The sequence below is a fragment of the Prochlorococcus marinus str. MIT 0919 genome (assembly GCF_027359375.1).
GTDB lineage: Bacteria > Cyanobacteriota > Cyanobacteriia > PCC-6307 > Cyanobiaceae > Prochlorococcus_D.
Map to the genome: position 1 here is coordinate 1,409,126 of NZ_CP114779.1, position 14,137 is coordinate 1,423,262.

Consider the following 14,137-nt stretch of genomic DNA (forward strand, 5'->3'; position numbering starts at 1 on the left):
CTTTTTGCTTGATTTTATTTAAAGGGTATACTTCTGAGCGATTTTATTTTTAGATAGTACTGTTTATTTTTTAATTTCATTTAATGCAGCTTGAAGTGCTTCTTTCCTGCTGGTAACTATCTGATCTATGCCAAACTTAGATAGCCTTTCTTTCACTTTTCCAGTAGCTCCTGCTACATAAGCTTTCCTAGAATTTACTTTTGCTTCTTGAATCATATCTTCAATAGCTAAAGTAGCAGTTACCCCAAGTCTAGGTACATCAGTGATATCAAGAATTAGAACTTTATAGTTTCTTACAAGCATCATTCTTTCGCTTATTCCTTTAGCAGCTCCAAAACTTAAAGGTCCTTTAAGCCTAAATAACATTACTTCACCAGAACAGCGAGATAATAAATCTTGCTCTTCTTCAGGTAAGGATGGTAGATCTTCTTCTTGAGAATTAAGAGGGTTATCAGCATCCATGCCTTCCAATTGCGTTTGAGTGATTGAGTCAATCGTGAGCATATTGGCAACGAAAACACCAACTAAGACTGCCCAAATCAAATCCCAAAAGACTGTCATCAGAAGAACGCCATACATTACCGTGGCAGTTTTAAGAGAGAGAAGGTGAGCTCTGCGTAAGAAGCCCCAGTCGATAATATCTAGACCAACTTTTATGAGAATTCCCGCGAGAAGCGCTGTGGGGATTTGTTCTGCCAGAGGCCCCGCACCAATTAAAACAATTAAAAGCACTATTGAATGAACCATCCCTGATAAGGGGGTCGTTCCTCCAGACTTAACATTAATTACTGTTCTCATGGTTGCACCTGCACCGGGTAAACCTGAGAAAAGACCAGCTATAGCATTCCCAATACCTTGCCCAATCAGCTCTCTATCAGAATTGTGACGTGTTTGTGAAATGTTATCTGCTACAAGAGACGTAAGAAGAGAGTCAATCGCACCAAGTACTGCAAGTACTAGACCTGCTTTAAAAATAATTGGTAAATATTGGTTAAAGCTTGGGACACTTAAAGAAGGAATACCTTTTGGTATATCACCAATTCGATCTATCGCTGTATTGCCAAAAAAGAAAATTGAAATAGGTGTAACTATTAATAAAGCCAAAAGAGGAGAAGGGATCCATTGACTTATTTTTCTTGGAGTAAGAAAAACAATGCCCAGAGTCATTACTGCAACTCCTATTGCAGCTCCATTCGGCTCAAAATTATTGATTACAGTTGCAAGTGATTCAATTACTCCTCCTCTAGTGCTTATTCCCAGAAGAGGTCCAATTTGTAATGCAATAATAATTACACCTATTCCAGACATAAAGCCTGAAACAACTGAGTAAGGGACAAGAGTTATATATTTACCAAGTTTAAAAATTCCAAATAATATTTGAAAGAAACCTCCAATAACTACTGCTGCCATTACAAGGGGCAAAATTTGTTCTGCAGATAGGTCTCTTGGAACGCCCACTGCTGCAAGGCTTGCCACTACTCCAGCCACTGTTACGCTCATTGGCCCTGTAGGACCACTTACTTGCGCTGGCGTACCCCCAAATAATGCAGCTAAAAAACCTACTACAACAGCACCATACAGCCCATATATTGCCCCACCAGGCCCAAGAGCAGCGTTGCCAAAGGCTAGTGCTAATGGCAATGCAACTACAGCAGCTGTGATGCCACCAAGGATGTCACCTCTAATATTATTTAGGTGAAAACCGTTAATTAATTTCAATTGAAGACTCCGTGGGGGATCTTGTTCCATACAGCCTAAATCTTTCAGGTACTTTTCGTTCGGGCTTCCCTACATTAGGATTTACGCCAAGTTAGGAACTCAGCTGGGAAACCTAATGCAATTAGTGCTTTTAGGTCAAATACTTTTATGAAAGTTGGAGGTTATCGAGATTATTTTCATATTCTTGGCATCGATCAAAATGCTAGTAGCAATGAGGTTAAGAGTGCTTTTCGCAAACTTGCTAGAAAGTATCACCCAGATTTAAATCAAGGTGATTCGCAAGCTGAGGCAAAATTTAAAGAAATCAATGAAGCCTATGAAGTGCTTTCAGATCCTCTTAAGAGGAAGCGATATGAGCAGTTTGGTAAATATTGGAACCAATCTACTTTTAGCAATAATGCAAGATCTGGGCTTGATATCGATTTTGGAAAATATGGAAATTTCGATGAGTTTATCAATGACCTCTTAGGCAGATTTGGTTTTGCTAGTGGGGTTCCTAGTGATGATAAGTTTCCACAACCTATACCAAGAAAACCTATAAACTTAGATGCAGAAGTTTTACTAAAGATTTCTTTCTTAGAAGCTTTCCAAGGTTCACAACGAAAGTTTTCAGTAGACCAGGAGGTAATACAGATAAAGATTCCGAAGGGAATAGCGAATGGTGCAAAACTAAGAGTGAAAGGTAAAGGGAATTTTCAACCAGGCATGGGGAGACGGGGTGATCTCTATATAAATATTGAAGTTGAAGAACATCCAGTTTGGAAGTTTCAAGGTAATCATCAGCTTTTCGCCGAATTGCCTCTTGCTTTGGATGAATGTTTACTGGGTGGAACAATTAATGTAATGACCCCGGATGGTGAAACTGAATTAACTATCCCTTCAAACATTTTGCCAGGGCAAAGTTTGAGATTAAAAGGTAAAGGATGGCCTACTACCAATACTTCTCGGGGTGACCTAACCCTAGTCATTAAGTTGAAATTGCCTGCAAAATGGACAGCTAAGGAGCTTGAGTTCCTACATCAACTTCAGAAGCTAAGAGTTACTAATCCACGAAAGGATTGGATGAGATTGGCACGTTTATAGCGACTTCGATATACGATCACTATTAAGTTTATATTTTGCGTATGGATTTAACGTATCGCCCTCGGCGCCTTCGCAGAACATCTGCTTTAAGAAGTTTGGTAAGAGAAAATATTCTCCAATCTACTGATTTTATATATCCATTATTTGTTCATGAAGGCAACGATGTGGAAGCAATAGGTGCCATGCCTGGAGCGAATAGATGGAGTTTAGATGCACTGGTTGGCGAAGTGGAAAGAGCATGGGACCTTGGGATTAGATGTATAGTGCTTTTCCCAAAAGTTTCCGAAGACCTTAAAACGGAAGATGGTTCAGAGTGTTTTAACGCGAATGGACTAATCCCAAAAGCTATTAGGCGTTTAAAGAAAGAATTACCTGAAATGTCAATAATGACTGATGTGGCCTTAGACCCATATTCCAGTGATGGACATGATGGAATCGTTAGTTCTGATGGAGTTATTTTAAATGATGAAACTGTTGATAGCCTTTGCAAGCAAGCAATTGTTCAAGCTGAAGCAGGTGCTGATTTAATTGGCCCCAGTGACATGATGGATGGACGGGTAGGTGCAATTCGAGAAGCTTTAGATGATGAAGGTTTTGATCAGGTTGGAATTATCAGTTATACAGCGAAATATTCTTCAGCTTATTACGGACCTTTTCGAGAAGCTCTTGATTCTGCTCCTAAACCTATGAATTCAAAGCCTATTCCAAACGATAAGAGTACTTACCAAATGGATCCAGCCAATGCAAGAGAAGCAATAACGGAAGCTCAACTTGATGAGCAAGAAGGATCAGACATCTTAATGGTAAAACCTGGCTTGGCTTATTTAGATATCATTTATCGATTGCGTCAGGAATCTGAACTGCCCATTGCTGCTTACAACGTAAGCGGAGAGTATTCCATGGTTAAGGCAGCAGCAGAAAGATCCTGGATAGACGAAAAAGCTGTAGTTCTAGAAACGTTATTGAGTTTCAAAAGAGCTGGAGCTGATTTAATACTCACGTATCATGCATGTGATGCTGCTAGATGGTTGAAGGACTAATGGTTCTTATAAGTAGACAAAGAGCTATCAAACTCTTAGTGAAGTTTTCAGGCTCTTAAAAATCATTTACACAAAAGATTTGATGAAGATCACTACAAATGTTCGAAGATTAGGCCACATAGCTCTAAGAGTTAAAGATGTGGAACGTGCAAAAGCTTTTTATATAAATCTTGGGATGAACTTAGTCTGGGATGATCCTGACTGGTGTTATTTAGAAGCAGGTTTAGGGAAGGATGGATTAGCCTTGCTTGGTCCAGGCTATAAAGCTGCAGGCCCACATTTTGCATTTCACTTTACTGATAAAGAAGAAGTTAAATCTTTGCATGGAGAATTGCAGCGTGCAGGAGTTTTTGTTGGCTCTTTGCATGACCATCGAGATGGAACCTCCTCTTTTTACTTGAAAGATTCAGAGGGAAATTGGTTGGAAATGCTCTATTTGCCACCAAGTGGTATCCCATCTAACCAGTAAAGAAAAAACCAATTTGAATGAGTCAATTGCCTAACAATTTAGGACCAGATGCCTCTCATCAAGCGTTTCAAGAAACATTGGATTTATTAGATTGGCATATACTGTGTAGTCATCTTTCGACATTTGCGCATACCTCTCAGGGGAAAAGGAAGTGCAATAGCTTTGTCATCCCAACAGATATTGATACAACTCAAAGGAGGTTATCTGAAACATTAGAAATACTTCTTTTGGATGAAACTTTGGAAGGTGGGTTAAGTTTTCTAGGTGTGCATGATTTAGATGAAATTATTTCTCATTGCTTCAAAGGAGGTGTAGCTACTGGTGAAGAACTCTTAAAGATAGCCGAGACCCTCAGAGCGGGGCGACGTATTAGACGAATGATCGAAGATGTAGCAGTTCGTCCAGTCACGAGTTCTCTAGTAGCTAATCTCACTACACTTCCTGAACTTGAAAAAATACTTGTGTTTGGAATAGAAGAAGGAGGTCGTATTGCAGATCGTGCTAGTGAAAACTTATATAAGCTTCGCTCTAGCTTGAATGATCTACGGAATGAACGAAGGGAGCGTCTGCAAGCACTTATAAGGAAAAATAATGCAATTATTCAAGACACAATTATTTCTGAAAGATATGGCCGACCTGTGATTTCTTTGAAAACTGGGACTGCAGATCAGATACCTGGTGTTGTTCATGATAGTTCTGCTTCTGGAAATACTATTTTCTTAGAGCCACAAATAGTGATTCAATTAGGCAATAAAATTTTGGAAGTCCAAAATAAAATTCTCTCTGAAGAAAAACGTCTCCTTGCAATTTGGAGTAAATTAATTAAGGAAAATTACCACTCAATATTTAACCTTTGTAGAATTCTTTTAGATCTTGAATTTGCTCTCGCTCGAGCTAGGTATGGTGCTTGGTTAGATGGTGTTCTTCCTTCAGTTGAGAATGATAAGCAGTCTCCATTTTTTATTAAAGAATTTCGACACCCTTTGTTGGTATGGCAACAAAAAAAGAACTCTAAAAGTAATGTTGTCCCTGTCAGCTTTGAAGTTTGCTCGAGCTTAAGAGTGGTAACTATCACAGGACCAAATACAGGTGGTAAAACAATTGCTTTAAAAAGCTTTGGCTTATTAGTCCTAATGGCGAGGTCAGGCATGTTGCTTCCATGTATTGGCAACCCTTGTTTGCCATGGTGCGATCAAGTGTTAGCTGATATTGGAGACGAACAATCTCTTCAACAAAATCTTTCGACATTTAGCGGACACATTGTTCGAATAGCTCGCATCCTTGATGCAATTGATTCTTCTTCAGGCCCAACAGTTGTTTTATTAGATGAGATTGGGGCAGGAACAGATCCAACTGAAGGAAGTGCCTTAGCCATTGCTTTATTGCGAACCTTGGCTGATCGAGCCAGGATCACAATTGCAACCACCCACTTAGGTGAATTAAAGGCACTGAAATATAATGATTCAAGGTTTGAGAATGCATCAGTTGCTTTTGATAGTTCAACTATAAGACCTACTTATAATTTGCAATGGGGAATTCCGGGTAGGAGTAATGCCCTTGCAATTGCCATTCGCCTAGGACTTGATCCTGAAATTACTGCATTAGCAAAGAACTTAATTGCCCCTAAAGGATCTAGTGATGTCAATCATGTAATTAGTGGTTTGGAAGATCAGAGAAAGAGTCAACAGAAAGCAGCAGAAGATGCAGCAGCTCTTTTGGCTAGGACAGAGCTTTTATATGAAGAGATATTGTCTAAATGGGAGCAACAACGTGAACATTCGAGGAAATGGAAAGAGGATGGGAGGAAACTGTTGGAGATATCTATTCGTCAGGGCCAAAAGGAAGTGCGTGATTTAATCCGTCGCTTACGCGAAGAAGGAGCAAGTGGAGATATAGCAAGGAAAACTGGGCAACGCTTAAAGCAAATTGAGCTGGAATCTCACGAAAGACTTCCAACGAAAACATCTAAATTGCAAGAATGGATACCTAAAATTGGCGATAGAGTAAGGTTGATTGCTCTTGCGAAAGCTGGTGAAGTGATAGCTATTTCAGAAGATGGCATGCATTTAACGGTTCTATGTGGCATTTTTAGAAGTACTGTCGACTTAATTGCGGTTGAAACTCTTGACGGACGCAAGCCGACCCAACCTAAGACTTCGGTAGAAGTTAATGTTGATACGTCTATCATGAATAGTTCACTAATTAAAACTAAGCGGAATACAGTTGATGTTAGAGGGTTAAGGGTGCATGAGGCTGAAAGTGTAGTAGAAGATGTGATTCGCAATTCTACAGGAAAGATATGGGTGATTCATGGTATTGGAACTGGTAAATTGAAAAAAGGCTTACGAGAGTGGCTATCGCTACTTCCTTATGTTAAGGATGTAGAAGATGCTGATCCTGCTCATGGTGGAGCTGCTTGTAGTGTTGTTTCTTTGCGATAATCATCTTTAAAGGAGCTTTATGAGAGATATGGCTTGGCCAGTGCTACGTATAATTGTCCCAAGTCTTTAAAGACCATTGATACAGCAGGAGTGATATGCAGTTCATCGATCAAGCATGTATTTCGGTCAAAGCAGGACGAGGAGGTGATGGGATTGTTGCTTTTCGAAGAGAAAAATATGTTCCTGCAGGTGGCCCTTCTGGTGGGGATGGAGGGAAAGGTGGCGAAGTTTTGCTTCAAGCTGATAGCAATTTGCAGACGCTGTTAGATTTCAAGTTTCAGAAGTTTATAAATGCTCAGGATGGACGAAGAGGCGGCCCTAATAAATGTACAGGTGCATCTGGGAAAGACCTGGTTCTTAAAGTTCCTTGTGGAACTCAAGTTAAAGACCAAGTAACAGGAATAGTTCTGGGTGATCTAACTACACACGGAGAAGTCCTTATAGTTGCATTTGGAGGTCGAGGTGGCTTAGGTAATGCGCATTTTTTGAGCAATAGTAATCGAGCCCCCGAAAAGTGTACTGAAGGTAAAGAAGGAGAAGAGTGGTTATTACATTTGGAATTAAAGCTGTTAGCAGAAGTTGGGATTATTGGCTTGCCAAATGCAGGGAAAAGCACATTGATGTCTGTTATTTCCTCAGCCAGACCAAAAATAGCTGATTACCCTTTTACTACTTTGATTCCAAACCTTGGAGTTGTTCGTAAGCCAAGTGGAGATGGAACGGTTTTTGCTGATATTCCTGGTCTGATTGCAGGTGCGGCGGCAGGTGTAGGACTTGGCCATGAATTTTTGAGACATATAGAGAGGACAAAGCTCCTTGTTCATCTCGTCGATGCTTCTTCGGCAAACCCTTTGGAAGATATAGCGATTATTGAAAAAGAGCTTCTTGAATATGGTCATGGATTAATGGACAGACCAAGACTTCTTGTCTTTAACAAGAAAGAACTTTTGACTACAGACAAAAAGCAGCGTCTATATAAAGAAATAGTCACTTCTTCTAATCAAGATTTATTTTTTATTTCTGCAGCAATGTGTGAAGGGTTAGAGGAGTTGTTAAAAGTAGTCTGGTCTAAGTTAGATATTTAATTTTATGTGTTTGTGATCAAATTGATACTTGTCTATATCCTAAAGATTGGTCATAAATGGTATGAGGTTATTTAAGTTATGAATTTTTTCACTTGCTTCGATGGACAAGGCAATGTAATTGCTAGATGTCAGACTACTCAAGATATTGAAGTGCTTAGAAAAATGGGGCGGCCTATAGAGGAGGTCCGTGAAATGAAGAATGAAGAAGCAGTTGTTTGTTCTTTAACAGGAAGCCCTTCAGACTTCAACATGGACTATTGAAAGAGAACGCTTTTCTGTAGAACTTAAAAAGCGGGCTGCTCGCCCGCTTTTTAAGAGTTTTTTCTTTTGAAGCTTTATTTAATCGTCATAGACAAGACATTCAGGTTCGTCGGGGTTGGCATCGCAAAATAATTCCAAGGCATTCGGGTCATGCTTGTCTTCAGGATGATGTTCCTTATATTCCTCAAGAGAGTGAAGTTCATCCTCTAAGTGCCTTACTTTGGGAGTGTTCCCTTCGGCTTTGGCTGAAAGGATCTCATTTTGATCCTTTTGAATGTGTTCGTCGATGGAGTTCATGAATTCTTAGCTGGGTCTTTCATTCGACGAACATAGCTTAATTAGTTTCAGCACTTGTGTCACATGTGTAAACCGCACTTGGTTTGCTTTACAACATCTTTCTTTTAGAAATGTATTTCTAGATACTAGAAACGTTCTTTTCTTTTTGATTTTGCAGATATTCAAAAACACTTTTATCCCCTACATCCAGAGAGGATTCAAGACCAAATTTGCGCCAACCCATAATTAATAAAAGGACTGCGCTAAGTCCAAGTAAGCTTGCAATCGATAATAGACTGAAGAATCCAAATAAATGTCCTAGCAGGCTTAGCGGGAGAAATAAAGTTAAACCTATTGCCTCTGGCCTGCGAAAACAAAAAAATTCTTTGAAGCCTAAACCTGTTAAAGCTGCAAAGAATGGACCAATGATGAGTTCTAGCTTTGGCGTGGAGGCAATACCCTCAAGCAAGTTTTGAGGACTTGAATAAAAAAGTAGTAATAAGAAACCCATACAACCTATCCCCCATAAAATTTTTAGACTTTGATGCAGAAAGACTATATATATATGAATCCATTTCAGTGCTAGGCCTAATGAAATACTCATCGGTATAAGCCATAGCCAAGCACTCTCGGGTCCTATGGTGAACCAGTGCAAAAGACCTAGGCAAAAGGATAAGCCTAAAACTAGAACTGATATTCGATATCTTTGGACCTCGATTTGATCTTTTAATGTAATCGTGTAACTACCATATATACCTTGCAATACAGGTTCGTTAACTGTCTCAAGACTACCTATGATATTTAGGTTTGGCTTATTCATCGTGTATATGGTGCCAGACTATTCACTATATTCTCTATATTTGGACCATTTGGAATAATGTTGCTTGGATTTAATGGAAAAAGTGCTCCAAAATAGTCTCTTCGCCATACGTTAGCGTCGCAAGTATTTTTAACTCCAGGAATACTAAAAAATGTTTTACGCCATTCCCAAATTTTCGGGAATGCCCATAAAGGTTTTGCACTACATTTAAATAAGGGGGCATATACTGATTCCCATCGGATTAAAGTTGGGAAAAGCATAATGTCGGCTAGGGTTAAAGTATCACCACAAATCCAAGGCCCTTGTTTGGATAATTTCTTTTCTATCAAACTTAGAGAATGAAATAATTCAGAGCTGGCATCTTCATAAGCTTTTTGAGTACGAGCAAAACCACATCGATAAACCCCATCATTAATAGATGATTGCATCAGTTCGGAGCATTGCTTTATTTCATCTTGAATTCCCTTTGGGAAGAGATTAATAGCATTTGACTTTACTGGCCAATCATTGAGCATTTTAATTAGTTGAGCACTTTCATTACCTAAAAGTTCTGGATTGTTTTTCCCTTTAGGTTTTGGATCAATAATTGTAGGAACAGTTGCTCGATGACTTGGGGGCGTTCTGCAGAGTTTGTATAGCTCTAAGAGAGTCTTGCATCCCATAAAGTTTGGTTCAATTAACCACCTTCCTCCTTGGGGATCAGGTGTTGCTAATTTCAAATCAATATTATTTTGAAGACCTCTTAAGATATAAACAAGCCAGGTTCGATGTGCCCACGGGCAGCTTCTACCAATAATTAGAAAAGGAAGTTCATTTTTTGATCGATTTACTAGTGTTTCTGGATGTTGAATATGCGCATTGTTTTTTTGACTAGGCACTCTTTTGTAATTGCCTTCTTTGTCAGCGGGTGCAAGGCCTTTCATGAGCTGAATCCATTCCCATTTCCATGTATCTCGAGTAAAGGCAACAATTGTTGGTGGAATTGACATGACAGCTAGCTTTTTGGCTATTTTCAGATAAAAGTAAGCTTTTTCTTGAATTTAATGCCTGGTATTAATGTTTTATTAGTTGCTGGGACTCATGGGAATGAAATAAATGCTCCTTGGCTTTTTGATCAATGGAAATCATATCCAGAGTTAATTAAACCTTATGGATTAAATTTATCTAAAGTTATTGGCAACCCTTTAGCAAGAGAAACTTGTAAAAGATATATAGATCAAGATTTGAATAGGAGTTTCACTAAACAAAATTTTAGTATTTCTCATAAGGATAATTACGAGATCAAACGAGCGAAAGAACTGGTTGATATATACGGAAGTGAAGGGAGGCTTTCATCTCAAATAGTCATTGATTTTCATAGCACGACATCATGTATGGGATGCAGCCTCGTTGTATATGGAAGAAGGTCAGTTGATCTAGCACTTGCATCTTTAATTCAAAGTCGCATAGGAATACCAATATATTTACATGAAGGAGATGAATCCCAAGCAGGCTTTCTCGTCGAATACTGGCCTTGCGGCCTTGTTGTAGAAATAGGTCCTGTCCCACAAGGAACACTTAACCATAAAATTATTCATCAGACATTAATTTCGTTGCAGGTATGTATTGAAGAAATTGCAAAAGTTAAATCTAGGAATGCACGCTTCCCTAAGAATTTAATTATTCATAGACATTTGAAAAGTATTGACTTCCCTAGAGATTCAAATGGAAAGCAATGTGCATATATACACTCTAGGTTGGACTGCAAGGATTGGTGTCTTGTTAAAAAAGGTACACCTTTATTTCAAAGTTTGAATGGAAACACAGTTCATTTCGATGACCCAGATTTACCCGATTCTATAATTCCAGTGTTTATAAACGAAGCTGCATATGCTGAGAAAGGAATTGCTATGAGTTTTACAATTAAAGAAATATGGGATGTCAAAGAAGAATGGAAGAATGATTTTTATAAATTGTTATTTGATTAAAAATTTGACTACCCACATGCCCAGGTTGATTGTTCTTTAGTGCAAGGCAAATCAGTTTTCATTCCGTCATGCCAGTAAATTCTTAAACGGTCATCTTCAGATCCAAGTCTTAAAGTTATAGATTTTATGTATAAAACTTTTTTGCCAAATTCCTTTTTTAATCCTTTATAATTATTTTCAACTTTTATTATTGATTCCAGTTTGGAAACCCTATCTTCTAACTTGACTATATCAGATAATGAATTCTTTTTTTGTATAATTTTAGTAGATTTCTTACAGCCTGAATTTACTAATAGTGAAGCAATTATAATTAGATATATTAATTTTTTTGATTTAATCAATAGCTTTATTCCGCTTAAGTCAAGCTTACCTTAACTTTTTTACCAAAGCTAAGCTTTTTTTATAATTTAGATATTGGGTCAATTTTTTATCTCAAATTGAGTGTTTTAAAAAGGTTTTCTATTTGTTCTGTCGTTCCAGAGGATTGCCGAACTACTAATATTTTCGACTTTCTTAATAAAGTTCTTTGTCTTTAGGGCGCGATTCTCGACATTTTCATCTATACTCCATTCGGCGAGAAATATCTCGTTCTTAATTACCGTCCCAGTTTTGGGACTTAATTCACGTCCTCATGACAACCCTTCAGCAGCAGCGTTCTTCGCTGCTTAAAGGTTGGCCACAGTTCTGTGAGTGGGTTACTTCAACTAACAACCGTATTTATGTCGGTTGGTTTGGTGTATTGATGATCCCTTGCCTGTTGGCTGCAACCGCTTGTTTCATTGTTGCTTTCATTGCTGCTCCTCCAGTAGACATCGATGGCATCCGTGAACCTGTTGCTGGTTCATTTATGTATGGAAACAACATCATTTCTGGTGCTGTTGTTCCATCAAGTAATGCAATTGGCCTTCACTTCTACCCTATTTGGGAAGCTGCAACTGTTGATGAATGGCTTTACAACGGTGGCCCTTATCAGCTTGTAGTTTTCCACTTCCTTATTGGCATCTCAGCTTATATGGGACGTCAGTGGGAGCTCTCATATCGTTTAGGTATGCGTCCTTGGATATGTGTTGCTTATTCAGCACCTGTATCTGCAGCTTTCGCTGTTTTCCTTGTTTATCCTTTCGGTCAGGGTTCATTCTCTGATGGAATGCCCTTAGGGATTTCAGGAACATTCAACTTTATGTTTGTGTTCCAGGCTGAGCACAACATTCTAATGCACCCATTCCATATGGCTGGCGTTGCTGGAATGTTTGGAGGAAGCCTTTTCTCTGCAATGCATGGTTCTTTGGTGACATCTTCACTTATTCGTGAGACCACCGAGACAGAGTCTCAGAACTATGGTTATAAGTTTGGTCAAGAGGAAGAAACCTACAATATCGTCGCAGCCCATGGCTACTTCGGTCGTTTGATCTTCCAATACGCAAGTTTCAATAATAGTCGCAGCCTTCACTTCTTCTTGGCAATTTTCCCAGTTGTTTGTGTTTGGTTGACTTCTATGGGCATTTGCACCATGGCTTTCAACCTCAATGGCTTTAACTTCAACCAATCTGTAGTTGATGCAAACGGCAAGGTTGTCCCAACTTGGGGTGATGTTCTTAACCGTGCAAACTTAGGTATGGAAGTTATGCATGAGCGTAATGCTCACAACTTCCCTCTTGACCTTGCTGCTGCTGAGTCCACTTCTGTGGCTTTAGTTGCTCCAGCTATTGGTTAATTCTAGTTATTCTAATTAGATAAATAACTTAAGTTTGAGTTTTCAAGCCCCCTCTTAGAGGGGGCTTTTTTTATCTATTTTATTAATTTATCTAAGGGCGTAATTGAATTGCTTCCTTTTTGCAGATATCTCTTTAAGATTTTGAGAAAGTCAGAGATTTATGGGAAGCAGTTTCGGGGATCTTTTTCGGATAAGTACCTTTGGGGAGTCACATGGAAGGGGAATTGGGGTGATTTTAGAAGGTTGCCCTCCAAGACTGGAATTAGATATTGACCATATACAATCTGAACTTGATAGAAGAAAACCTGGTCAAAGTAAAATTACTACTCCAAGGAAAGAAGCAGATCAGGTTGAAATTTTAAGTGGATTGATTGATAACACAACCTTAGGCAGCCCTATATCAATGATTGTTAGGAATAAGGATTTTCGTCCTAATGATTACAGTGATATGAAAAGTGTTTTGCGACCTTCTCATGCTGATGGTACTTATTTTCTTAAGTATGGTGTACAGGCAGCCAGTGGAGGTGGGAGAGCTTCAGCAAGAGAGACAATAGGACGTGTGGCGGCCGGTGCAATTGCAAAGCAAGTTCTCAAAAAAGCTAACAATACCGAAATATTGGCTTGGGTTAAGCGTATTCACACTATTGAGGCGGAGATAGATCCCACCATGGTTGAATTCAAAGATATAGAAGCCAATATTGTTAGATGTCCTGATCAAGCTGTAGCTGAATTAATGGTTGATCGTATTCAAGAAATTAGTTTAGACGGTGATTCTTGCGGTGGAGTTATTGAGTGTGTAGTTCGCAATGCCCCAGTTGGATTGGGAATGCCAGTTTTTGATAAGTTAGAAGCAGATTTAGGAAAGGCATTATTGTCTTTACCTGCCTCTAAAGGCTTCGAAGTAGGTTCAGGCTTTGGTGGTACGTTGCTTAAAGGCAGCGAGCACAATGATATGTTTCTTCCTTCTGAGAAAGGGAGACTTAGAACTGCAACAAATAATTCTGGTGGTATTCAAGGCGGAATTAGTAATGGAGAGCCGATTGTAATGCGAGTAGGTTTTAAGCCAACAGCCACTATTCGTAAAAACCAAGACACAGTAGATATTGAGGGAAATAAAACAGTGCTCACAGCAAAAGGTCGTCATGATCCATGTGTTTTGCCAAGAGCTGTCCCAATGGTTGAATCTATGGTTGCTTTAGTTTTAGCTGATCATCTTTTAAAGCAAAAAGGGCAGTGCAGTCTTTGGTAGTAAGCATTTCTTC

Annotated in this window: 14 protein-coding genes; 9 read left to right on the forward strand and 5 right to left on the reverse strand. The window is 39.0% G+C overall.

Features of this window, described 5'->3' with window-relative positions; genetic code table 11:
- Nucleotides 1-63: 63 nt before the first annotated feature.
- Entirely contained in the window at nt 64-1,719 is a 1,656-nt protein-coding gene (locus O5635_RS07680; RefSeq protein WP_036902035.1) for a SulP family inorganic anion transporter, read from the reverse strand.
- A 147-nt stretch (nt 1,720-1,866) separates the two neighbouring features.
- Between O5635_RS07680 and O5635_RS07685 the strand changes: the two genes are divergently transcribed.
- The 6 genes from O5635_RS07685 to O5635_RS07710 all read left to right on the forward strand — a co-directional run bounded on the left by O5635_RS07685 (nt 1,867) and on the right by O5635_RS07710 (nt 8,098).
- The gene (locus O5635_RS07685; protein ID WP_036901488.1) at nt 1,867-2,802 is read left to right on the forward strand and encodes a DnaJ C-terminal domain-containing protein; all 936 of its coding nucleotides are present in this window, start codon (nt 1,867-1,869) and stop codon (nt 2,800-2,802) included.
- A gap of 41 nt (nt 2,803-2,843) precedes the next feature.
- The gene (gene hemB / locus O5635_RS07690; protein WP_036901487.1) at nt 2,844-3,842 is read left to right on the forward strand and encodes a porphobilinogen synthase; all 999 of its coding nucleotides are present in this window, start codon (nt 2,844-2,846) and stop codon (nt 3,840-3,842) included.
- An 82-nt stretch (nt 3,843-3,924) separates the two neighbouring features.
- Nucleotides 3,925-4,311 (forward strand): VOC family protein, encoded by a 387-nt coding sequence (locus O5635_RS07695; RefSeq protein ID WP_036901485.1) that lies wholly within the window; start codon nt 3,925-3,927, stop codon nt 4,309-4,311.
- A 17-nt stretch (nt 4,312-4,328) separates the two neighbouring features.
- Entirely contained in the window at nt 4,329-6,752 is a 2,424-nt protein-coding gene (locus O5635_RS07700; RefSeq protein ID WP_036901482.1) for an endonuclease MutS2, read from the forward strand.
- A 95-nt stretch (nt 6,753-6,847) separates the two neighbouring features.
- The gene (gene cgtA, locus O5635_RS07705; RefSeq protein WP_036901479.1) at nt 6,848-7,837 is read left to right on the forward strand and encodes an Obg family GTPase CgtA; all 990 of its coding nucleotides are present in this window, start codon (nt 6,848-6,850) and stop codon (nt 7,835-7,837) included.
- Nucleotides 7,838-7,915: 78 nt separating this feature from the next.
- Complete coding sequence (locus tag O5635_RS07710) at nt 7,916-8,098, forward strand: hypothetical protein (RefSeq protein ID WP_036901477.1); 183 nt, start codon at nt 7,916-7,918, stop codon at nt 8,096-8,098.
- Nucleotides 8,099-8,176: 78 nt separating this feature from the next.
- Here O5635_RS07710 and O5635_RS07715 read toward each other — a convergent pair whose 3' ends face one another.
- The 3 genes from O5635_RS07715 to O5635_RS07725 all read right to left on the reverse strand — a co-directional run bounded on the left by O5635_RS07715 (nt 8,177) and on the right by O5635_RS07725 (nt 10,183).
- Nucleotides 8,177-8,395: a Calvin cycle protein CP12 gene (locus O5635_RS07715; RefSeq protein WP_036901473.1), complete on the reverse strand. Its 219-nt coding sequence runs from the start codon at nt 8,393-8,395 to the stop codon at nt 8,177-8,179.
- A 118-nt stretch (nt 8,396-8,513) separates the two neighbouring features.
- The gene (locus tag O5635_RS07720; RefSeq protein WP_052042781.1) at nt 8,514-9,194 is read right to left on the reverse strand and encodes a DUF2301 domain-containing membrane protein; all 681 of its coding nucleotides are present in this window, start codon (nt 9,192-9,194) and stop codon (nt 8,514-8,516) included.
- A complete protein-coding gene (locus O5635_RS07725) occupies nt 9,191-10,183 on the reverse strand; it encodes a glutathione S-transferase C-terminal domain-containing protein (protein WP_036901472.1) in 993 nt (330 codons plus the stop codon). The genes O5635_RS07720 and O5635_RS07725 overlap by 4 nt, the downstream gene beginning before the upstream one ends.
- Nucleotides 10,184-10,237: 54 nt before the next feature.
- Here O5635_RS07725 and O5635_RS07730 point away from each other — a divergent pair, with 54 nt between their 5' ends.
- Entirely contained in the window at nt 10,238-11,161 is a 924-nt protein-coding gene (locus tag O5635_RS07730) for an aspartoacylase (RefSeq protein ID WP_036901469.1), read from the forward strand.
- A gap of 8 nt (nt 11,162-11,169) precedes the next feature.
- Here the strand turns inward: O5635_RS07730 and O5635_RS07735 are convergent, their stop codons facing one another.
- On the reverse strand, nt 11,170-11,502 hold the full coding sequence (locus tag O5635_RS07735) for a hypothetical protein (protein ID WP_052042779.1): 333 nt from the start codon (nt 11,500-11,502) through the stop codon (nt 11,170-11,172).
- Between the two features lie 290 nt (nt 11,503-11,792).
- Between O5635_RS07735 and psbA the strand changes: the two genes are divergently transcribed.
- Together psbA and aroC are read left to right on the forward strand one after the other, a co-directional pair.
- Complete coding sequence (psbA, locus tag O5635_RS07740; protein ID WP_036901464.1) at nt 11,793-12,875, forward strand: photosystem II q(b) protein; 1,083 nt, start codon at nt 11,793-11,795, stop codon at nt 12,873-12,875.
- A gap of 160 nt (nt 12,876-13,035) precedes the next feature.
- Nucleotides 13,036-14,124 (forward strand): chorismate synthase, encoded by a 1,089-nt coding sequence (aroC, locus tag O5635_RS07745; protein ID WP_036901463.1) that lies wholly within the window; start codon nt 13,036-13,038, stop codon nt 14,122-14,124.
- The last annotated feature ends 13 nt before the right edge of the window (nt 14,125-14,137 follow it).

Coding starts and splice junctions, on each gene's coding strand:
- O5635_RS07685 (WP_036901488.1), top strand. CDS start 1,867: ATGAAAGTTGGAGGTTATCGAGATTATTTTCATATTCTTGGCATCGAT.
- hemB (WP_036901487.1), top strand. CDS start 2,844: ATGGATTTAACGTATCGCCCTCGGCGCCTTCGCAGAACATCTGCTTTA.
- O5635_RS07695 (WP_036901485.1), top strand. CDS start 3,925: ATGAAGATCACTACAAATGTTCGAAGATTAGGCCACATAGCTCTAAGA.
- O5635_RS07700 (WP_036901482.1), top strand. CDS start 4,329: ATGAGTCAATTGCCTAACAATTTAGGACCAGATGCCTCTCATCAAGCG.
- cgtA (WP_036901479.1), top strand. CDS start 6,848: ATGCAGTTCATCGATCAAGCATGTATTTCGGTCAAAGCAGGACGAGGA.
- O5635_RS07710 (WP_036901477.1), top strand. CDS start 7,916: ATGAATTTTTTCACTTGCTTCGATGGACAAGGCAATGTAATTGCTAGA.
- O5635_RS07715 (WP_036901473.1), bottom strand. CDS start 8,395: ATGAACTCCATCGACGAACACATTCAAAAGGATCAAAATGAGATCCTT.
- O5635_RS07720 (WP_052042781.1), bottom strand. CDS start 9,194: ATGAATAAGCCAAACCTAAATATCATAGGTAGTCTTGAGACAGTTAAC.
- O5635_RS07725 (WP_036901472.1), bottom strand. CDS start 10,183: ATGTCAATTCCACCAACAATTGTTGCCTTTACTCGAGATACATGGAAA.
- O5635_RS07730 (WP_036901469.1), top strand. CDS start 10,238: ATGCCTGGTATTAATGTTTTATTAGTTGCTGGGACTCATGGGAATGAA.
- psbA (WP_036901464.1), top strand. CDS start 11,793: ATGACAACCCTTCAGCAGCAGCGTTCTTCGCTGCTTAAAGGTTGGCCA.
- aroC (WP_036901463.1), top strand. CDS start 13,036: ATGGGAAGCAGTTTCGGGGATCTTTTTCGGATAAGTACCTTTGGGGAG.